This window comes from Streptococcus sp. oral taxon 061, assembly GCF_964211575.1.
In the GTDB taxonomy this organism is placed as follows: Bacteria; Bacillota; Bacilli; order Lactobacillales; family Streptococcaceae; genus Streptococcus.
Map to the genome: position 1 here is coordinate 44,585 of NZ_CAXOQQ010000009.1, position 21,086 is coordinate 65,670.

A 21,086-nucleotide genomic window follows, 5' to 3' on the forward strand; every position below is an offset into this window, starting at 1 on the left:
TTTTATTATTCTTCATCTGGCGTGAGAATCATCGGAATGATGATTGGTTCACGTTCAGTATTTTCGTAAAGGAATGGTCGAATGGCGTTTACGATAGCACCATTGACTGATTGGACGCTGGCATCTTTGTTTTTCAAAGCGATACGAATAGCATTGAAAAGGATGCGTTGACTCTGACGGATCAAGTCGCCAGATTCGCGCATGTAGACGAAACCACGACTAAGGATATCTGGTCCAGAAATAATCATCTGAGACTCAAAGTCTACCGTTGCAACAGCAAGTACGACACCATCTTCGGATAGGTCTCGGCGGTCTTTTAGGACTGCCGCACCGATTTCACCGATACGATTTCCATCGACGTAGATATCTTGAGCATTGAAATGACCAGCGATACGAGCAGAGTTTGCAGTAAGGGCAAGGACATCACCATTGCTCATGATAAAGATATTGTCCTTCTCAACTCCAGTATCTACGGCAAGTCCAGCGTGAACTTTCTGCATACGATATTCACCGTGGACAGGCATGAAGTATTTTGGTTTGATGAGGCGGAGCATGAGTTTTTGTTCCTGCTGACCACCGTGTCCAGATGTATGGATGTTGTTAATCTTACCATGGATAACTTCAACACCAGCTTCAGAAATGATGTTAATCAGCTTGTTAACGCTAGTGGTGTTTCCTGGGATTGGACTAGATGAGAAGATAACCGTATCACCAGGTTGGAGTTGCACCTGACGGTGAGTTCCGTTAGCAATACGAGAGAGAGCGGCCATAGGTTCACCCTGGCTACCCGTACAGAGGATAAGAATTTCACCCGCAGGGTAGTCTTTGATTTCATTTGGCTCGATAAAGGTTCCCTTAGGGGCCTTGATGTAACCAAGTTCAATCCCATTGACAATGGCTTTCTCCATAGAGCGTCCGAAGACAGCAATCTTACGACCTGTTTTAACAGCAGCATCAGTCGCTTGCTGGAGACGGAAGATATTTGAGGCAAAGGATGCAAAGATGATACGTCCCTCGATACCTTGGATAATCTTCATGATAGATTGGCCGACAACCTTCTCAGAGTTTGTAAAGGTTGGCACTTCAGCATTTGTCGAGTCAGAGAGTAAGCAAAGCACTCCGTCTTCACCTAGGGCTGCCATACGGTGCAAGTCTGCAGGTTCACCAACTGGTGTAAAGTCAAACTTAAAGTCACCGGTACAGACGATTTTTCCTTGAGGTGTGTGGATAACAATTCCCAAAGGTTCTGGGATCGAGTGAGTTGTTCTAAAGAAAGTTGCTTTAAGATTTTTAAAGGTCAACTCAGTGTTGTGGTTGATTTCGTGAAGTGTAGCATTGCGCAAAAGTCCGTGTTCTTCGAGTTTTCCACGGATCAAAGCAAGGGCTAGCGGACCTGCATAGATAGGGATATTTGCTTGCTTGAGCAAGAACGGAATCCCACCGATATGGTCCTCGTGTCCGTGGGTAATCAAGAGAGCCTTGACGCGGTCGATATTTTCGACAATGTAAGAGTAATCAGGGATAACGTAGTCGATACCAAGAAGATCATCCTCGGGGAATTTAATCCCTGCATCAACGATGATAATTTCGTCTTGGTATTCGATTCCGTATGTATTTTTACCGATTTCTCCTAGACCACCAATGGCAAAAACGCCCACTTCTTCTGGTTTAAGAGTATAGGCCATATTAGAACTCCGTAATTTCGAATGCGCCAGTTTCTTTTTCGTAGTCTAGCAATTTGTCTGACAAGAGCTCGATATATTCAACGTTGAATTCTGGACGGTTTTTTTCAACAAGTTCACGGGCAATGATACGTCCCTCAAGTTCTGAGTTAGCATCAATGTCTAAGTAAAGTGAGCGTGTTGTTTCACGACGTGGGCTACGGTCTTTTGTTTCTTGATAAAAAACTTTGTAAATCATGTGTTTCCTTTCTGTTTTCAGGTCAGCTGTATTCAAAAAATTACCAGCTTGAAGCTGTTTGTTTCTATTTCATTTTCTGCCTGTATTGACCTTGATTCGTTACAATTATTTCAATTATAACATAAAAAGGGGAATTAGTAAAAGCAGGAAACATGAAAGTAAGGAGCTTGAAATGTGTTTCATTGTGCCCGATACAAGTATTTGAAGACTTTGGAATCAAGTGCTATAATAAAGTTAGAAAAGAGGTTTTTCCTTATGAAGGAGGGCAGGATATGTTTCAACTAGCTATTATCATTCGTCTTCTGGCCTTTGCGGTATTCGTTGCCTGTGTTTACGGAGGAAATGTTTTGTATACTCGGCTAGAGTATAGGAAAGCCAAACTCATTTGGAAGATTGGCTTCGTGACTCTGTATTCGTTTTTCCTTCTCATGGTGACCTATGTGGTCTGGTTCGTATTTTACTTTGGTTTGAATTCTTGAGTGCTTGTCCTGTCTGTTTGGCAGGACAATTTTGTTTTAAAACAAAGAAAATTCCCATGTGTCAGCTTTTGTAGTATAATAGTAAACAGACAAAAAGATAGGAATGTGTTATGAAAGTATTAGCTTTTGATACGTCCAGCAAGGCTCTTTCTCTCGCTATTTTAGAGGATAAGCAGCTTCTTGCCGAGACGACGATTAATATCAAGAAAAATCACAGTATTACCCTCATGCCTGCCATCGATTTTTTGATGGCCAGTCTAGATTTGACGCCAAAGGATTTGGATCGAATCGTAGTAGCAGAGGGGCCTGGTAGTTATACTGGCTTGCGAATCGCAGTAGCAACTGCCAAGACCTTGGCTCATACCCTGAACATTGAGTTAGTTGGGATGTCTAGCCTTTTAGCTCTGGTACCGAGCCAGCAGCAAGGTTTGGTTGTTCCTTTGATGGATGCGCGTCGCAACAATGTTTATGCAGGATTTTATGAAAATACCCATCCCGTTTTTCCTGAAGCTCATTTGTCTTTTGCAGAAGTTTTAGAGAAAGTTAAGGATGCTGATCAGGTAACCTTTGTCGGAGAAGTTGGAGCCTTTGTGGAGCAGATTCAAGAACAATTGTCGCAGGCTAGCTACCAAGAAACCTTACCAAACGTAGCGAATCTAGCTCTTTGGGCTTGGGACAAGGAAGCAGACTCCTTACACGATTTTGTGCCGAATTATCTCAAACGTGTCGAAGCTGAGGAAAATTGGCTCAAGAACCACGCCGAGTCTGGCGACTCCTACATTAAACGCCTATGATAGAGATTAAACGAATCCAACAGCAGCCTAACGTAGCACAAGCTATCTACGAAGTGATGACGGATGTTTATCCCGTTAGTCCTTGGACGTTGGAACAAATCCGAGCAGACCTGTCTCAAGACCAGGCTTGGTATGCTCTAGCTTATGATGGGGAAGAAGTGATAGGTTTTCTAGCAATTCAGGATAATCTTTTTGAAGCAGAAGTCTTGCAAATTGCTGTCAAAAAAGCCTATCAAGGTCAGGGGATAGCCTCAGCCTTGTTTGCAACATTGCCGACAGATAAGGAGATTTTCCTCGAAGTTAGAAAGTCCAACCACCGAGCGCAAGCATTTTACAAGAAAGAAAAAATGGCTGTCATCGCTGAGAGAAAGGCCTATTACCATGATCCAGTCGAGGACGCCATTATCATGAAGAGAGAAATAGATGAAGGATAGATATATTTTAGCATTTGAGACATCCTGTGATGAGACCAGTGTCGCCGTTTTGAAAAATGATGACGAGCTCTTGTCCAATGTCATTGCTAGTCAAATTGAGAGTCATAAACGTTTTGGTGGCGTAGTGCCAGAAGTGGCTAGTCGTCACCACGTCGAGGTCATTACAGCTTGTATCGAGGAGGCGTTAGCAGAAGCAGGAATTACTGAAAACGATGTGACAGCTGTGGCGGTTACTTACGGACCAGGCTTGGTCGGAGCCTTGCTTGTTGGTTTGTCAGCTGCCAAGGCCTTTGCTTGGGCTCATGGACTTCCTCTGATTCCTGTGAATCACATGGCTGGTCATCTCATGGCAGCTCAAAGTGTCGAGACTTTGGAGTTTCCCTTGCTAGCCCTCTTGGTTAGTGGTGGCCACACAGAGTTAGTCTATGTGTCTGAGGCTGGTGATTACAAGATTGTTGGCGAAACACGTGATGATGCAGTTGGTGAGGCCTATGATAAGGTCGGTCGTGTCATGGGCTTGACCTATCCAGCAGGTCGTGAGATTGATGAGTTGGCTCATAAAGGTCAGGATATATATGACTTCCCTCGTGCCATGATCAAGGAGGACAATCTGGAGTTTTCATTCTCTGGATTGAAGTCTGCCTTTATCAATTTGCACCACAATGCCGAGCAAAAGGGAGAAAACTTGTCCACAGAGGATTTGTGCGCTTCCTTCCAAGCAGCAGTTATGGATATTCTCATGGCAAAAACCAAGAAAGCCTTGGAGAAATATCCTGTTAAAACTCTAGTTGTGGCTGGTGGTGTGGCAGCTAACAAAGGTCTCAGAGAACGCCTAGCAGCTGAAATCACCGATGTCAAGGTTATCATTCCACCTCTACGTCTTTGCGGAGACAATGCGGGTATGATTGCCTATGCTAGCGTCAGCGAGTGGAACAAAGAAAACTTTGCAGGCTTGGAGCTAAATGCCAAACCCAGCCTCGCTTTTGATACCATAAAATAAAGAGTCAGCTTGAGGCTGGCTTTTTTGTTTGGACAAATGAGAGAGCTTATTAAGATAGCAGCTATTTGATGACAAAAACAAACAGTGTTTTATTAACTTCAAATTCTAAACTTTTTTCTATTTTATGAATGTGTTATAATAATTTTTGCTATGACTGTTTAGAAAGCAGTTGATGAAGGAATGAATAGTGAGGAGGTTTATGAAAGAAAAAGGATTTTGGGAAGGTGTACAGGCTGCTGTGCCGACGGCTTTAGGTTATATCAGCATCGGCCTTGCTTGCGGTATTATCGGATCTCCCTATGTAACACCTGTGGAAATGGGCTTGATGAGCCTCTTTGTCTATGCTGGGAGTGCCCAGTTTGCCATGATAGCCTTGATAGCAGTTCAAGCACCTGTGGCAGCCATTGCTATGACGGTTTTTTTGATCAATCTCCGTCTCTTTTTATTGAGCTTGCTGCGTCGACCTATTTTCGCCATACTAGCCTAGGTCACAATATCGGTATGTCTAGTATCTTGACCGATGAGACCTATGGTGTTTTGATGGGCGAGCTGGTCCATACGGACAAGGTTAATCCTATGTGGATGCATGGAAACAACCTTAACAGCTATCTAGCTTGGTTTATCGGAACTGTTGTCGGGACTGCTCTAGGTGGACTTTTGCCAAATCCGGAGATTTTCGGTCTTGACTTTGCCTTGGTCGGAATGTTTATTGGAATTTTTGTATCTCAGTTTCAAATTATGCAAAAACGGATTCCCTTGCGCAACCTCTTCATCATTTTAGGAGTTGTTGCCCTTTCCTTCTTTATGCTTTTGACAGTGGTGTCCCAGTCACTAGCTGTACTGTTTGCGACCTTGCTAGGTTGTACGATGGGGGTGATTTTGGATGGTCAGTAAGTATATTTTAATGGCAATTATCTTGTCTGGCTTGGTGACTTGGATTCCGAGAATGATTCCTTTCATCCTTGCTAAGTACAAAGGATTGCCAGCAATCGTAGAGCGTTTTTTGAAATTTTTACCTGTATCTATTATCTTCGCCTTGATTCTTTCAAGTGTAGTAACAGGAAAAGTTGGAAGTTTCCCACAGATAAAGTGGTTAGACTTTTTAGCAGTTTTTCCAACAGCCTTTGTAGCCTTTCGTTACCGCAATCTGGTGGGGACGGTTATCTTTGGAGTAGCCTTGATAGCAGTCCTCCGTTTGGTCTTTTAAATCAGTCATAAAGAAAACTTATCACAGAGATAGATATCATATAATGGCGTAAATTCCTTTTTTCTGTTAAGATAATACAGTATTCTATTTTGGAGGAAATGACATGAAAAAAATCGTTAAATATTCATCACTTGCTGCCCTAGGGCTTGTTGCTGCAGGTGTATTAGCAGCTTGCTCAGGTGGTGAGAAGAAAGATGCTGCATCTGGTGAAGCAACATCTGGTAAGAAAGAAATCGTTGTAGCAACTAATGGATCACCAAAACCATTTATCTATGAGGAAAATGGTGAATTGACAGGTTACGAGATTGAGCTTATTCGTGCTATCTTTAAAGACTCAGACAAGTATACTGTCAAGTTTGAAAAGACAGAGTGGTCAGGGATTTTCCCAGGCCTTGATAGCGATCGTTACCAAATGGCCGTTAACAACCTCAGTTATACCAAAGAACGTGCAGAGAAATACCTATACGCAGCGCCAACTGCTAAAAACCCTAACGTTCTTGTTGTGAAGAAGGACGACACTAGCATCAAGTCTCTTGATGATATCGGTGGAAAATCTACTGAAGTCGTTCAAGGAACAACCTCAGCTAAACAATTGGAAGCATACAACAAAGAACATGCGGACAATCCAACTATCCTTAATTATACTAAGGCAGATTTCCAACAAATCATGTCTCGCTTGAGCGATGGACAATTTGACTACAAGATTTTTGACAAAATCGGTGTAGAAACAGTTATCAAAAACCAAGGTTTGGATAACTTGAAAGTCATCGAACTTCCAAGCGACCAACAACCTTACGTTTATCCACTTCTTGCAAAAGGTCAAGATGAGTTGAAATCATTTGTTGACAAACGTATCCAAGAACTATATAAAGACGGAACTCTTGAAAAACTATCTCAACAGTTCTTTGGTGGCTCTTACCTGCCAGCAGAAGCTGATATTAAATAGTGTTTAGCAATCATCCATTCTTTAGTAAATGGATGATTTTGCACTCTTTCGACATATAGTTTCAAGCTATATGTCTGCCTATCTAATAACAATTTGCTTATTCAAATAAAGTATGAGATACTATTACAGAATTATTTATAAGGAGAAAAAAACAATGAACATTAAAAAATGGTTAGGCGTAGCGACAGTCGCTACAGTAGCAGGTTTTACACTTGCAGCTTGTGCATCTTCAGGTCAAAAAGCAGCTGAGGGAACAACAATTAAAATCGCAACTGTAAACCGTAGCGGTTCAGAAGAAGCGCGTTGGGATAAAATCCAAGAATTGGTTGAAAAAGACGGAATTAAATTGGAATTCACAGAGTTTACAGACTACTCACAACCAAATAAAGCAACTGCTGATGGGGAAGTTGACTTGAACGCTTTCCAACACTACAACTTTTTGAATAACTGGAACAAAGAAAACGGTAAAGACCTTGTTGCGATTGCAGATACTTACATCTCACCAATCCGTCTTTACTCAGGTTTAAACGGAAGTGAAAACAAGTACACTAAAGTCGAAGACATCCCAGCAAACGGTGAAATCGCAGTACCTAACGATGCTACAAACGAAAGCCGTGCTCTTTACTTGCTTCAATCAGCTGGTTTGATTAAGTTGGATGTTTCAGGAACTGCACTTGCGACAATCGCAAACATCACAGAAAATCCAAAGAACTTGAAAATCACTGAATTGGACGCTAGCCAAACAGCTCGTTCATTGTCATCAGTTGATGCAGCTGTTGTAAACAACACGTTCGTTACAGAAGCAAAATTGGACTACAAGAAAGCACTCTTTAAAGAGCAAGCTGACGAAAACTCAAAACAATGGTATAACATCATCGTTGCGAAAAAAGATTGGGAAACATCACCTAAAGCTGATGCAATCAAGAAAGTTATCGCAGCTTACCATACAGATGAAGTGAAAAAAGTCATCGAAGAAACTTCAGACGGCTTGGATCAACCAGTTTGGTAATAAAACATAAAGAGGTGGGAGAGAGATTTTCCACCTCTTGCTTTTATATTGAGATTTAAGCAAAATGAACATTCACTTGTACTTACTCAAAGGTACAAGCCCTAGTAGAAAGGTAGAGAGAAAATGGTTTTTTCTAGCCCACAAGAACAAATTGATAAATTTGAAAAGGATCATGTAGCACAACATTATTTTGAGGTTTTGCGTACTTTGATTTCCAAAAAATCAGTTTTTGCTCAGCAAGTTGGTCTTAAAGAAGTTGCCCGTTATCTAGGTGAGATTTTTAAGCGTGTAGGTGCAGAGGTTGAGATTGATGAAAGTTATACAGCACCTTTTGTTATGGCCCATTTTAAAAGTTCACGCCCAGATGCCAAGACTATCATTTTCTACAACCACTACGATACGGTACCGGCAGATGGTGATCAAGTGTGGACGGAGGAACCGTTTACTCTTTCTGTCCGTGATGGGATTATGTATGGACGTGGCGTTGATGATGATAAAGGACATATCACAGCTAGACTGAGTGCACTGAGAAAGTATATGCAGCACCATGATGATCTTCCTGTCAATATTAGCTTCATCATGGAAGGGGCTGAGGAATCGGCCTCTATGGATTTGGATAAATATCTAGAAAAGCATGCTGACAAACTTCGTGGTGCAGATTTATTGGTCTGGGAACAAGGGACAAAAAATGCCTTAGAGCAGCTAGAAATCTCAGGCGGAAATAAGGGGATTGTGACCTTTGATGCCAAGGTTAAGAGTGCAGACGTGGATATCCACTCCAGCTATGGTGGTATTGTGGAGTCTGCTCCATGGTATCTCATTCAAGCATTGACCAGTTTGCGAGCTGCAGATGGGCGTATTTTAGTTGAGGGCTTGTACGATGATGTGCAGGAGCCGAACGGACGTGAGTTAGCCTTGGTTGAAACCTATGCCCAACGAAACCCAGAGGAGATCAGCCAGATTTATGGTTTGGAATTACCACTGTTACAAGAGGAACGCACAGCCTTTCTAAAACGTTTCTTTTTTGAGCCAGCGCTTAATATCGAAGGGATCCAGTCAGGCTATCAAGGTCAAGGAGTTAAAACGATTCTACCAGCAGAAGCTAGCGCTAAGCTAGAAGTCCGCTTGGTTCCTGGCTTAGACCCACATGATGTTTTAGAGAAAATTCGGAAACAACTAGACAAAAACGGCTTTGATAAGGTAGAATTGTACTATACTTTGGGTGAGATGAGCTATCGAAGTGATATGAGTGCGCCGTCCATTCTCAACGTGATTGAGCTGGCCAAGAAATTCTATCCACAGGGAGTTTCTGTATTGCCGACAACGGCTGGGACAGGTCCCATGCATACAGTCTTTGATGCCTTAGAAGTCCCCATGGTCGCTTTCGGTTTGGGAAATGCCAATAGCCGAGACCATGGTGGAGATGAAAATGTGCGAATCGCAGATTATTATACCCATATTGAATTAGTAGAGGAGCTGATTAGGAGCTATGAGTAGAGATATTATCAAGTTAGATCAAATCGATGTGACTTTTCATCAAAAGAAAAGAACTGTCACAGCGGTTAAGGATGTGACCATTCACATCCAAGAAGGAGATATCTACGGAATCGTTGGATATTCTGGAGCAGGAAAGTCAACCCTGGTTCGTGTTATTAACCTATTACAAAAACCATCTGCAGGTCGAATTACTGTAGATGATGATGTGATTTTCGATGGTAAAGAAACCTTAACTGCCGGGCAATTACGTCGCAAACGTCAGGATATTGGGATGATTTTCCAACACTTTAACCTTATGAGTCAGAAGACAGCAGAGGAAAACGTAGCCTTTGCCCTCAAACACTCTGGACTCAGTGAGAAAGATAAGAAGGCTAAAGTGGCTAAGTTGTTGGACTTGGTTGGTCTTGCAGACCGTGCCGAAAACTATCCCTCACAATTATCTGGAGGTCAAAAACAGCGTGTAGCCATTGCGCGTGCCTTAGCTAATGATCCAAAAATCTTGATTTCGGACGAGTCAACTTCAGCTCTTGATCCAAAGACGACAAAACAAATCTTGTCACTCTTGCAAGAATTGAATCGTAAACTAGGCTTGACTATTGTCTTGATTACGCATGAGATGCAGATTGTCAAAGACATTGCTAATCGTGTGGCAGTTATGCAGGATGGCCGCTTGATTGAAGAAGGTAGCGTTCTTGAAATCTTCTCAGATCCTAAGCAGCCATTGACCCAGGATTTTATCTCAACGGCTACTGGTATCGATGAAGCTATGGTCAAGATTGAAAAGCAAGAAATCGTGGAGCACTTATCTGAAAATAGCATTTTGGTACAACTCAAGTATGCAGGCGCTTCTACAGATGAGCCACTTTTGAATGAATTATACAAACACTACCAAGTAACAGCCAATATTCTCTATGGGAACATTGAAATTTTGGATGGTACTCCTGTGGGTGAGCTTGTTGTTGTCTTGTCAGGGGAAAAAGAAGCCTTGGCAAGCGCTCAAGAGGCCATTCGTCAGGCTGGTGTGCAACTAAAAGTATTGAAGGGAGGACAGTAAGATGGCAGAATTGATTAAAGCATACTTACCAAACGTCTACAAGATGGGTTGGTCTGGTCAAGCTGGCTGGGGGACAGCTATCTACTTGACCCTTTATATGACGGTTCTTTCCTTTATCATCGGAGGTTTCTTAGGACTGGTTGCAGGGCTTTTCCTTGTCTTGACAGCTCCAGGTGGTGTCTTGGAAAATAAAGTTGTTTTCTGGATTTTAGACAAGATCACGTCAATTTTCCGTGCAGTTCCATTTATCATCCTTTTGGCTATCTTGTCACCACTTTCTCACTTGATTGTGAAGACAAGTATTGGGCCAAATGCAGCTATCGTACCTCTATCTTTTGCAGTTTTTGCCTTCTTTGCTCGTCAGGTTCAAGTAGTTTTATCAGAGCTTGATGGTGGTGTCATTGAAGCGGCTCAAGCTAGCGGAGCAACATTCTGGGACATTGTGGGTGTTTACCTATCAGAAGGACTTCCAGATTTGATCCGCGTGACGACTGTAACCTTGATTTCACTAGTCGGTGAAACAGCTATGGCGGGAGCAGTTGGGGCTGGAGGTATCGGTAACGTAGCTATCGCTTATGGTTTTAACCGTTACAATCACGATGTGACTATTCTTGCAACCCTCATCATTATCTTGATTATCTTTTCTATCCAATTTTTGGGAGATTTCTTGACCAAGAAATTAAGTCATAAATAAAAAAGAGCCATCTGGCTCTTTTTTATGATGTTTTATGTGCTAATTTCTTACTAAGTGCTTGTCCAATCAGGGCACCAAGTAAAGCGCCGATGAGAACACTTGTGATAAAGAGGAGGATATTAGCAGGATTCGGTGCAACCATAATGCGATCGATATAGTCCTGAGATTTTCCACGAGCGACTAGAGTTGCGATATAGGCTTGAGGGGTCAACCACATGAGTAGGATGGGACCAGTAGTACCAAAGGCAAAAACTAGGAAGGAAAGAAGGTTCTTGACCTTATCTTTGTAGTGGCCTAGGTGAGCGATGCCATCTGCTGCAAGACCGCAGATAATTCCTGGCAGAAAGGCTCCAGCACCATGCTTGCTCCCGAGGAAAAATAGAGAAATCACAAGTCCAATCGTAGTAATCGCTCCAAAACGAGGCACTTTTGCTAAAAGGATCATATAGACGCTACCACCAACAAGAGCAGAAAAGGCAGGGGCGTAAAACATATTTCCAGTGTGGTCGACAAGGTTTCCTAGTAGAACCCCCACTCCGATACAGAGAAAGTAGACAAGGGCAGCCACAAGAGTTGTCAAGATATTCTTTTTCATAAATTCTCCTTCGTATATCTGATGGTTTTCATTGTACCATGCTTGTGGCAGATTGTAAATGCTGGCCTACATTTGCTATTTGTCCGGGAACTAGATGAAAAAGGAATAGACCAAAGCTATTTCTTTACTCCTCCGACTGTCCCAATCCCTTTATTTATGGTAAAATAGGACTATTAAGTTTAAAGAGGATTCCCTATGAAATTACAAAAACCAAAAGGAACGCAGGATATTTTACCTGCTGAGTCTGCCAAGTGGCAGTACGTTGAAGGCTTTGCGCGTGAAATTTTCAAACGCTACAACTACGCAGAAGTACGTACCCCTATTTTCGAGCACTACGAAGTCATCAGTCGTTCTGTTGGAGACACAACCGATATCGTAACCAAGGAAATGTATGATTTCTATGACAAGGGTGACCGCCATATTACCCTCCGTCCAGAAGGAACTGCGCCTGTTGTTCGTTCCTATGTGGAAAACAAACTCTTCGCACCAGAAGTTCAAAAGCCAAGTAAGTTCTACTACATGGGCCCTATGTTCCGCTATGAGCGTCCACAAGCAGGCCGTTTGCGTCAATTCCACCAGATTGGTGTGGAGTGCTTTGGCTCTAGCAATCCAGCTACCGATGTAGAAACGATCGCTATGGCAGCCCACTTCTTGAAAGCAATCGGTGTTCAAGGTGTCAAACTGCATCTAAATACTCTTGGAAATCCTGAGAGTCGTGCGGCTTACCGTCAGGCCTTGATTGACTACTTGACACCGCTCAAGGAGACCTTGTCTAAGGATAGTCAACGTCGTTTGGAAGAAAATCCTCTTCGTGTCTTGGACTCTAAGGAAAAGGAAGATAAGGTAGCAGTGGAGAATGCACCTTCTATCTTGGATTACCTGGATGCAGAAAGCCAAGCCCACTTTGATACTGTTCGTCAGATGTTGGAAAATCTCGGAGTAGACTATATCATCGATACCAACATGGTGCGTGGTCTGGACTACTACAACCACACCATCTTTGAGTTTATCACAGAGATTGATGGCAATGACTTGACAGTCTGTGCAGGTGGTCGCTACGATGGCTTGGTTGCTTACTTCGGGGGTCCTGAGACTGCTGGCTTTGGTTTTGGACTTGGTGTAGAGCGTCTTCTTCTAGTCCTTGAAAAACAAGGCGTGGCACTTCCTATCGAAAATGCCCTAGATGTCTATATTGCTGTCCTTGGTGAAGAGGCTAATCTGAAAGCCTTGGAGTTGGTACAAGCTCTCCGTCAGCAAGGCTTCAAAGCCGAGCGTGATTACCTCAATCGCAAGCTCAAAGCTCAGTTTAAGTCAGCCGATGTTTTTGCTGCTAAGACTCTTATCACTCTTGGAGAGAGCGAGGTCGAAAGCGGACAAGTTACGGTCAAGAACAACCAAACTCGAGAAGAAGTAGAAGTTTTGCTTGAAACTATTAGCAAAAGCTTCTCAGAAGTATTTGAAAAATTGGTATAAAAGAACCAAAAAAGCTAGGAAAAACTCCTAGCTTTTTTGGATAAAAAGTACTAAAAAGACACAAATTTTAGAAAAAAATCATAAACGAAAAGTATTAGTTGGATAAATAAAAATTTCGGTTAAAATTTATTGACTTTCGCTCTCTATCACTGTATTATTGAATAGTATAGAATAAATATTTTGCGCCCTAAAACAGGGAGTCTAAGGATATTTATGCATAATTCAAATCTTATAAAGAGATGATGGCTAGATGAGAGTTTGGAGAAAAAGAAAATGAATATTAGGAAATCAACAAAATATTCACTATTGACAATTGGGATTTTAACCACTTTCCAATTAGGTCAAGTGCATGTTAAAGCTGATACAACTGATTTCTCAAATAACACAGTTGTGCAAAATCAGGATGAAAAAGCAACTTCATTAAATAAGATCACAAATCAAAAGAGTGAAGCCACTGCTAATGATAAGAAAGAGCCGGTTGCTAATGAGGGAAAGACTACAGCTTTAACGCCGGAAAACACTACTTTTACAACGGAAGTGGCAGAAAAGGAAGCAGACAGGTCTCCTGCTGAGAAGGAAGTTGCTGAAGAAAAACCAGTAGCAGAACAACCAAAAGCGGAACAACCTGTCCAAGAGCAACCAACAACTGAGCAGCCTAAGGTAGAAAAACCAGCAGCTGAAACAACACCTGAAGAAGAACTGAAAAAGTTGTCAGAGACACCTCAAGAGGGGGTAACGACTCCTAAAGAGGAACCGAAAGCTCCTAAAGATGAATCAGCAGCTCCTAGAGCTCGTCGTAGAAGAGCAGCAGCTAGTAATACAAAAGTATATGAAGATGCAACATACGGTAAGTATGTAAAAGCTACAGATTTCGGATTAGATACAACTGGTAAGGTTGAAGCAAGTGATGCTCTTCAAAAAGCTCTGAAAGCAGCCAATGAGGTTGAGGGTGGAGCTGCCGTAATGGTTTCAGGGAATGTCCTCTTGAAGAAAACCTTGGTTATCGATGAGAACTATGCCAATGTAAAAGGTTTGATTGGTAGTGATCCAAGTCGTAACAATACAAAAATCGTGTTTAACAAAAAGCAAGATGGAGAGCACGATCCTGAAACAAACTTGACGGATAACCGTTACGAGTCTGCGATCCTCATTCAAAATCAGAAGGACTTTACTGTAGGCCGCTTAACTGTTGAGCATGCCTATGATTCATCCGACTACACTAAGGATAATGAGTTTTACCGTAAAGGAAAATCTTACTTTGGACGTTCAAACGGTATCTACGTAAACGATTCTTCAAATGTTACGATCAATGACGTTCGTGCTATGAAATTCAACAGAGCCGGTGTCTTCTTTAGTTCAAGTAAGGCGACAGCTCAAGAGTATGATGCTAGCGGTAGACCAATCCGTTACAGCAGTATCTCTGAGAAGGTTTCAAATGAAGTCAAGTCTATCGGAGATCCAGATGTTCCTATCATGGACGGTAACAAGGTAACCAACTCTTTCCTTCATAACAACCGTGTTGCTGGTGTTATGTTCGGTTACCAACGTAATTTTGTGGTAGACAATAATATCTTGTCATACAACGGTCATGTGTTGGACGGTGGTACTGGATATGGTGCAGCCTCAATGGCTGGTTCTTACAATGATGGTATTACCTATACTGGAAACTATACAAACTACAACTACCGTAAAGGCTTGGATATTCACGACGGGAATAAGATTCTCATCGAAAATAACGTCTCACTCGGGGACCGTTTGAATGGTATTGAGGTCTATAACCGTGCCAATCCGATGACAGATGTCATTATTCGTAACAACAAGGTAACTCAAGATCCAAACTCTAAGTTGGAAAACGATGATGATGATCCAGCGCGTTACCGTGGTTACACAGCCATCTCTATCCTGACAAATGAGAAAAACCATAAATGGACCAAACCTCTTGATAAAGGTCGTTACGTTATTTCAAATAACACCATTGAAGGTTTGACAAAACCATTTGAAAATGGACAACTAGGAACTTTTGGGATCCTCTTTAGAAATAACGAAAGTTCAAATGATTATAGCCTAAATATCGAAGGGAACACTATCACTGGTGATTCGACAGACTATATCATTTCTGTTAACAACAATACTGCTCAAGCATCTAGAGGTGTTGAAGGTGGCGGTTCAGGTGACATCACTATTTCAAGAAACAAGATTGAAGTAGATGACATCAAGCAGTTACCTATTTATATCAATGATGATACAACTTATGTAGCAAGTGTTATTGACCGTACTACTGGAAAACATGTCAACAAGGTTACAAAAGTACCATTTACTAAGACTAGAGGAAGTATCAATATTGACAACAATGAGTTGACCGTTTCTAAGATTAAGTCTAGATGGAAAAATGCGGTTGCGATTGAAAGTACAAACGCAGCTTCTATTGATGTCAATAGCAATACCTTTAAGTATAAAGACAATGAGCCGTGGCAACGTTATGATGTTACCCGTAAAACGGACGGTAGAGTTATCAAAGACATAATGCAAGCTTTCTTTGGTATCAACCGTCTAAACGACACTGTTAAAGTAACAGCTACAGACAATAAATTCATCGCCGACACACCAAACAAGAATGGTTTCTTTAGACTATACAATGGTGATTGGGTGAACTTAAATGCTAAGAGTAATAATGTCTTCCTTGGACGTAATACTCTAGATGGGAAGCCACTAGCTCCAGTAGATATCGTTGGTGATAAAACGGTTGAAACACTTCGTACAACAACAACGACAGAGTACATCATCGAAACTCGTGAGACAGATGAACTTCCTATCGGATTTAAAGAAACTGTACAAAAAGGTGTACCTGGTAAGAAAGTTAATGTTTATAAGATTACCAAAGTTGGTGATACAATTGTAGGTCGTCAGATTGAATCTGAGGAAGTAATTCAAGAGCCTACGAGAGAAATCGTCTTGATTGGTACAGCGACAGAAACATTTGAGACTGTTACTGAGAAAGAAACGGTTGCATACGAAACAGAAATCAGAACTGACCCAACAAAACCAAAGACTTATCAATTTGAAAATCAAGCTGGTAAGAATGGTTCTGTTGAAAAGACTTATCAAATCAGAAAACTGAATGGTAAGGAAGCCGGTAAGACTTTGACGTCTGAAACAGTGATTGACCAACCAGTCAAACGCATTATTACAGTTGGTAGTGCAGTAGAAAAAGTTGAATACACTACTGAGGTTAAGGATGTTGACTTTGAAACTGTAGTTGAATACGACTACACGAAACCAAAAGGCTACGAAGAAGTCCGTCAAGAAGGTGAGAAAGGTCGTATTGAAAGTCAATATAAACTTACCTACCTCAATGATGAACTCGTTGACCGTACCTTGGTCAATGAAAATGTCCTTAAAGAGAAGAAGAACAAGATTGTTGTTAAAGGTCTAGGTGTGGTTGTATCAATCAGATCCGTAGTTGTTGTCGAAGAAAAAGACTTCAACAAGGTTATCGAAAAAGATGAAACCCAACCAGAAGGATACAGCAAGATTACTCAAGTCGGATCTCCTGGTACCATCACAACAACTTATGAAGTGACCTATGAGGACGATGTAGAAGTTGCTCGTAAAGAAATCTCAAAAGTTGAGGATCCAAAAGCTGTAGACGAAATCACAGTAATCGGTACTTCTAAGATGACAGAACGTACATTGGATGAACAGGTTGACGTTCCATTCAAGACGATTTACGTCTCAGACAATACACTTCCAGCAGGAGAAAGTGTTGTCGATGAAGAAGGAACTCCAGGACAAATTATCCGTACTTTCTTGGTAAGCTATCGAAATGGTAAAGAAATCGGTCGTACCATCGTTTCTGAACATAAGATTACAGATGCAGTCAACCGTGTCGTTCGTGTCGGAAATGCGACACCTATTGTTGAAACCACTGAACTTGTAGATGAGACAGAGTCAATCGATTACAATACTCTCAAAGAATTTTCAGATCAGCTTCCTGCAGGGACAACTAAGGTTATCCAGGCAGGTAAGAAAGGCCAGAAAACAAATCGTTACTCTGTAACGAAAGTGAATGGAGAAGAGACATCTCGTACATTTGTAGAATCTAACATCACTACAGATCCAGTAGATGAGATCATCCAAGTTGGAACTCGTATCAAAGAAATTAGAGAAGCAACCGAGACAAGTCCAATTCCATTTACTATTAAGGTTCGTAAAGACACCACGAAGCCAATCGGCTACCGAGTGACTGAGGTAGAAGGCCAAGACGGTGAGAAGTCAGACCTCTATAAAGTAACTTACATCAGTGGTACCGAAACCAAACGGGAACATTTGAAGACAACAGTCGTTAGAGAAGCTATTAACAAGGTGATTGTCGAAGGTGCTGGAGTAGAACGTGCTCTCTTTGAAATTCAAGAAGATAAGATTACAAGCTCAACTGAGTATCGAAATGATGACACTCTTCCAGAAGGTGAAACTAAGATTTCTCAAGTTGGAGAAGAAGGCCTCCTTCGTAAGACGATCGAAAAACGATACTTCAATGACGAATTGCGTTCTACGAAATTAGTAGACAGCAAACTGATTAAAGAAGCAACTCCAACGATCATCTTAGTAGGAACAAAACATGTACCAACTATCAAGGTAGAACAGGATACTCAAACTGAGAAGATTGCCTACAAGTCTCAAAAAATTGAAGATCCAAACCTACCAAAAGGTGAAACTAAGGTAGTTCAAGTAGGACGAAATGGTCTCATTGAGAAAGTTTACCAACTAACCTACAAAGACGGAGTCTTGATTAAGACAGATTTGATCAGTAGCAAGGAAGTTCAGAAAGTCCAAGATGAGATCATCCATATCGGTACTCAAGTCACTGAGACCAAGGAAATCAACACAACAAGTCCAATTCCGTACAATGTTATTATTCGCAAGGATAAGACCAAGCCAGTTGGTTACAGCCTTGTTGAAGTAGAGGGCCAAGAGGGAACTCAAACAGACTACTATCAAGTAACTTACGTCAATGGTAAGGAAACCAAGCGTGAGCACATCAGAACTGTCATTACAACTAAACCTGTCAATAAAGTCCTAGTTGAAGGTTCTGGAATTGAGCGTACAATCTTCGAAATTCAAGAAGAAAGAATCACAAGTTCAACTGAATATCGTAACGACGATACTCTACCAGAAGGTGAAACAAAGGTTCTTCAAGAAGGTCAAGATGGCCTCATCCATAAGACAATCGAGAAACAGTACTTCAATGATGAAGAACGTTCTTCAAAACTAATCGAAAGTAAAGTTGTCAGAGAAGCAATTCCAACCATCATTTTAGTTGGGACAAAACATGTTCCAAATGTTAAAGTGAAGCAGGAAACGCGAACTGAAGAGACTAACTTTAGAACAGTTACCGTTATTGATGAAAATATTCCAAAGGGTGAACGTAAGCTTGTTCAAGAAGGTCGTGCTGGTTTAGTAGAAAAAATTTATCAGCTTACTTATAAAGATGGCATCTTAGTCAAGACGGACTTGATTAGCGTCAAAGAGTTGCGTCCAGCCCTTGAGCAGATTATCCATATCGGTTCTCAAGTTACTGAAACCAAAGAGATCAACTTAACCAGTGCGATTCCTTACAACACCATCGTTCGTGAGGACAAGACTAAGCCTGTTAGCTATCGTCTGGTCGAAGTAGAAGGCCAAGAAGGAACTCAAACAGACTACTATAAAGTAACCTATGTCAATGGTAAAGAAACTCAACGTGAGTATCTAAGAACTGTTATCACGACTCAACCTATCAACCAAGTTCTTGTGGTGGGTGCTGGAGTTGAGCGTACTGTCTTGGTGACTGAGGATGAAGTCATTAGTCATCAAACAGAATATCGCAATGATGATAGCTTACCAGAAGGTGAAACTAGAGTCTTCCAAGAAGGTCAAGATGGACTAATTCACAGAACGTTTGAGAAATACTACTTCAATGATGAAGAGCGTTCTTCTACATTGGTAGATACCACGGTTATCAGAAAAGCAGTGGCTCGTGTAATCTTAGTTGGAACAAAACGAATTCCTACTATTACAACAGAGGAACTCATCCAAGTAGAAGAAGTAGCCTTTGAGAAACAAACAGTTGAAAATGCAGAGCTAGCAAAAGGAACTGTGAATACTTTACAAGAAGGCAAGGCAGGTAGACGACAAGATGTGTATCGCTTGACTCTTGAGAACGGAGTTGTGATCAAGAAAGAATTGATTCGCTCAGAAATCCTAGAAGAACCACAAGCAGAGATCACTGAGATCGGAACCAAGCAAGTTTCTTCTATAATTATAGAAGAAAACATCCAAGTAGAAGAGATTGACTTTGAAAAACAAATAGTTGAAAATCCTAAGTTTGCTAAAGGTACACAAATTCTTCTACAAAAAGGAAAACCAGGAAAACGTCAATATATGTATCGTTTGACTTTGCAGAATGGAGTTGTGATTAAGAAAGAATTGATTCGCTCAGAAATCCTAGAAGAACCACAAGCAGAGATTATTGAAATAGGGACCCTGGTTGAACAATCAAAACAAGAACCATCAGCACCAGTTCCATCTCCTAAACTGGAGGAGATGAAGCCATTGGCAGTTTCAGCTCAAAAACCTCAAACAGTTGAAGCACCAGTTGTCCAAGACCAGCTCTTACCAGAGACTGGAGAGCAATCACACTGGTGGATCAGCCTACTTGGAATGTTGATGATGTTCTTAACTTTGGTCGGTATTCGCGAGAAAAAAGATGACCATAGAAGATGAAATTTGTCGAAAAGAGACAATATAAAACAAAAATAATAATATTTCTAGCAGAAAAATAAAAATCTTTTAAAAAACCCTTTAAAAGACTTGTAAAAGAAACTAAAAAATGCTATGATATATCAGATTAAATTAAAGGAGTTTATTGTGATGAAGAATTCACAGCTTAGCGCTACGCGCATTTTAGCGATGTTAAGTATCTTGGTTCTTTCATTGGCAACACTGACGACAGTTTTCGCTACTGAAGTAACTCAATATACTATGAACACAGAAGTTAAGGTTGATGGTCAACCTATAACTGCGGACAAAAAGATTACGACTGGTCGTGTCTTGGAGGCAACAAATAGCCTTACTTTCCCAGACTCACAACAGATCAATGCTGGGGATACCTTGACTTTGGACCTTCCAAAAGAATTGGAACTTGTTACTAAACTTGAATTCCCAATCCTTCACGCCGACGGTCAAAAGGTTGGTGATGCAGTAACTGATCCAAGTACAGGTAAAGTAACCATTACTTTCACGGACTACTTCTCTAAAAACTACAAAGACAAAGTCATGTCTTTGAAATACTCAGTTCGTCCGAATGCAAAAACTTGGACTGATTCTGGTAAGTACACATTTAAGTTTGGTGAAGAAACTTACAATGTAACCTATGAGAAATATGTAGGTGTTCCAGATGACTACGAATACAAATATGGTTACCAAGACCAACAAAACCCTAAACGTATCAAATGGCGTATCCTTTTGAACGCTGTTCAAGATAAATTGAATAACTTGGTTATTACTGATGACTTCAGCGATAACGGTCAAGTTCTTGTAGAGGGTTCATTGCGTGCTGTTCGTTACGCAACTCAACCAAACAAAATCCAAAGTGAAAACGAATTGTTCAAGTTGAACCCAACTGACAACTTCACTAAGACAGCTGTATTCACAAGAAATGAAGCAGGTCAAATCACAGGATTCACATTTAATTTTGGTGATAACTGGAACTGGCCAATGTGGATTGAGTACACAACTGAACTTACTAACGACCTTCCAAAAGGTACTAAAGTAGCTAACACATTGAAGTGGAAAGCAACTAACTTCCCTGAAGAACGTTCAATCACTAAACTTACTCGTTTAGAGACTGGTTCAGGTGAAGGTAGCGGTGATAAGACTACAACGACAACCACTACAACAACGACAACCACTACAACAACTGAAGCTCCAACAACAACTGAAGCTC

The 21,086-nt window shown here is 41.2% G+C and carries 16 protein-coding genes and 1 pseudogene; 14 read left to right on the forward strand and 3 right to left on the reverse strand.

The genetic code is table 11. The annotated features are described in order from the left end of the window. Window positions 1–5: 5 nt before the first annotated feature. Entirely contained in the window at window positions 6–1,685 is a 1,680-nt protein-coding gene (locus AB8E63_RS07550) for a ribonuclease J (protein ID WP_004250408.1), read from the reverse strand. A gap of 1 nt (window position 1,686) precedes the next feature. After that, entirely contained in the window at window positions 1,687–1,920 is a 234-nt protein-coding gene (locus tag AB8E63_RS07555) for a DNA-dependent RNA polymerase subunit epsilon (protein ID WP_049496700.1), read from the reverse strand. Window positions 1,921–2,192: 272 nt separating this feature from the next. Here AB8E63_RS07555 and AB8E63_RS07560 point away from each other — a divergent pair, with 272 nt between their 5' ends. The 11 genes and pseudogenes from AB8E63_RS07560 to AB8E63_RS07610 all read left to right on the forward strand — a co-directional run bounded on the left by AB8E63_RS07560 (window position 2,193) and on the right by AB8E63_RS07610 (window position 11,034). Beyond that, on the forward strand, window positions 2,193–2,399 hold the full coding sequence (locus tag AB8E63_RS07560) for a hypothetical protein (protein WP_368910645.1): 207 nt from the start codon (window positions 2,193–2,195) through the stop codon (window positions 2,397–2,399). A 110-nt stretch (window positions 2,400–2,509) separates the two neighbouring features. Next, window positions 2,510–3,193 carry a tRNA (adenosine(37)-N6)-threonylcarbamoyltransferase complex dimerization subunit type 1 TsaB gene (gene tsaB, locus AB8E63_RS07565; protein WP_368910646.1) on the forward strand — a complete coding sequence of 228 codons (684 nt, stop codon included), beginning with the start codon at window positions 2,510–2,512 and terminating at the stop codon, window positions 3,191–3,193. After that, window positions 3,190–3,627, forward strand: a complete 438-nt coding sequence (gene rimI, locus AB8E63_RS07570) for a ribosomal protein S18-alanine N-acetyltransferase (RefSeq protein ID WP_368910647.1) — start codon at window positions 3,190–3,192, stop codon at window positions 3,625–3,627. Before tsaB ends, rimI begins: the two co-directional genes overlap by 4 nt. Further along, entirely contained in the window at window positions 3,617–4,627 is a 1,011-nt protein-coding gene (gene tsaD / locus AB8E63_RS07575) for a tRNA (adenosine(37)-N6)-threonylcarbamoyltransferase complex transferase subunit TsaD (protein ID WP_368910648.1), read from the forward strand. Before rimI ends, tsaD begins: the two co-directional genes overlap by 11 nt. A 199-nt stretch (window positions 4,628–4,826) precedes the next feature. After that, window positions 4,827–5,521, forward strand: a pseudogene (locus tag AB8E63_RS07580) (AzlC family ABC transporter permease). Continuing rightward, the gene (locus AB8E63_RS07585; protein ID WP_281335527.1) at window positions 5,511–5,834 is read left to right on the forward strand and encodes an AzlD domain-containing protein; all 324 of its coding nucleotides are present in this window, start codon (window positions 5,511–5,513) and stop codon (window positions 5,832–5,834) included. The pseudogene AB8E63_RS07580 and the gene AB8E63_RS07585 overlap by 11 nt, the downstream one beginning before the upstream one ends. 103 nt (window positions 5,835–5,937) lie before the next feature. Beyond that, window positions 5,938–6,780 carry an amino acid ABC transporter substrate-binding protein gene (locus tag AB8E63_RS07590; RefSeq protein WP_368910650.1) on the forward strand — a complete coding sequence of 281 codons (843 nt, stop codon included), beginning with the start codon at window positions 5,938–5,940 and terminating at the stop codon, window positions 6,778–6,780. A 154-nt stretch (window positions 6,781–6,934) separates the two neighbouring features. Beyond that, a complete protein-coding gene (locus AB8E63_RS07595) occupies window positions 6,935–7,789 on the forward strand; it encodes a MetQ/NlpA family ABC transporter substrate-binding protein (protein WP_368910652.1) in 855 nt (284 codons plus the stop codon). Between the two features lie 123 nt (window positions 7,790–7,912). Next, window positions 7,913–9,286: a M20/M25/M40 family metallo-hydrolase gene (locus AB8E63_RS07600; RefSeq protein ID WP_368910653.1), complete on the forward strand. Its 1,374-nt coding sequence runs from the start codon at window positions 7,913–7,915 to the stop codon at window positions 9,284–9,286. Then, the gene (locus tag AB8E63_RS07605; RefSeq protein WP_368910654.1) at window positions 9,279–10,340 is read left to right on the forward strand and encodes a methionine ABC transporter ATP-binding protein; all 1,062 of its coding nucleotides are present in this window, start codon (window positions 9,279–9,281) and stop codon (window positions 10,338–10,340) included. Before AB8E63_RS07600 ends, AB8E63_RS07605 begins: the two co-directional genes overlap by 8 nt. 1 nt (window position 10,341) lies before the next feature. Further along, window positions 10,342–11,034 carry a methionine ABC transporter permease gene (locus tag AB8E63_RS07610; RefSeq protein WP_320693698.1) on the forward strand — a complete coding sequence of 231 codons (693 nt, stop codon included), beginning with the start codon at window positions 10,342–10,344 and terminating at the stop codon, window positions 11,032–11,034. Between the two features lie 22 nt (window positions 11,035–11,056). Here the strand turns inward: AB8E63_RS07610 and AB8E63_RS07615 are convergent, their stop codons facing one another. Next, entirely contained in the window at window positions 11,057–11,629 is a 573-nt protein-coding gene (locus tag AB8E63_RS07615; protein ID WP_368910655.1) for an MptD family putative ECF transporter S component, read from the reverse strand. Between the two features lie 195 nt (window positions 11,630–11,824). Here AB8E63_RS07615 and hisS point away from each other — a divergent pair, with 195 nt between their 5' ends. From hisS to AB8E63_RS07630, 3 genes are all read left to right on the forward strand, one after another. Further along, a complete protein-coding gene (hisS, locus tag AB8E63_RS07620; protein WP_368910656.1) occupies window positions 11,825–13,102 on the forward strand; it encodes a histidine--tRNA ligase in 1,278 nt (425 codons plus the stop codon). A 273-nt stretch (window positions 13,103–13,375) separates the two neighbouring features. After that, a complete protein-coding gene (locus AB8E63_RS07625; RefSeq protein ID WP_368910658.1) occupies window positions 13,376–19,864 on the forward strand; it encodes a G5 domain-containing protein in 6,489 nt (2,162 codons plus the stop codon). 147 nt (window positions 19,865–20,011) lie between these two features. Then, a partial coding sequence (locus AB8E63_RS07630; protein ID WP_368910659.1) for a collagen binding domain-containing protein occupies window positions 20,012–21,086 on the forward strand: 1,075 nt, incomplete at its 3' end.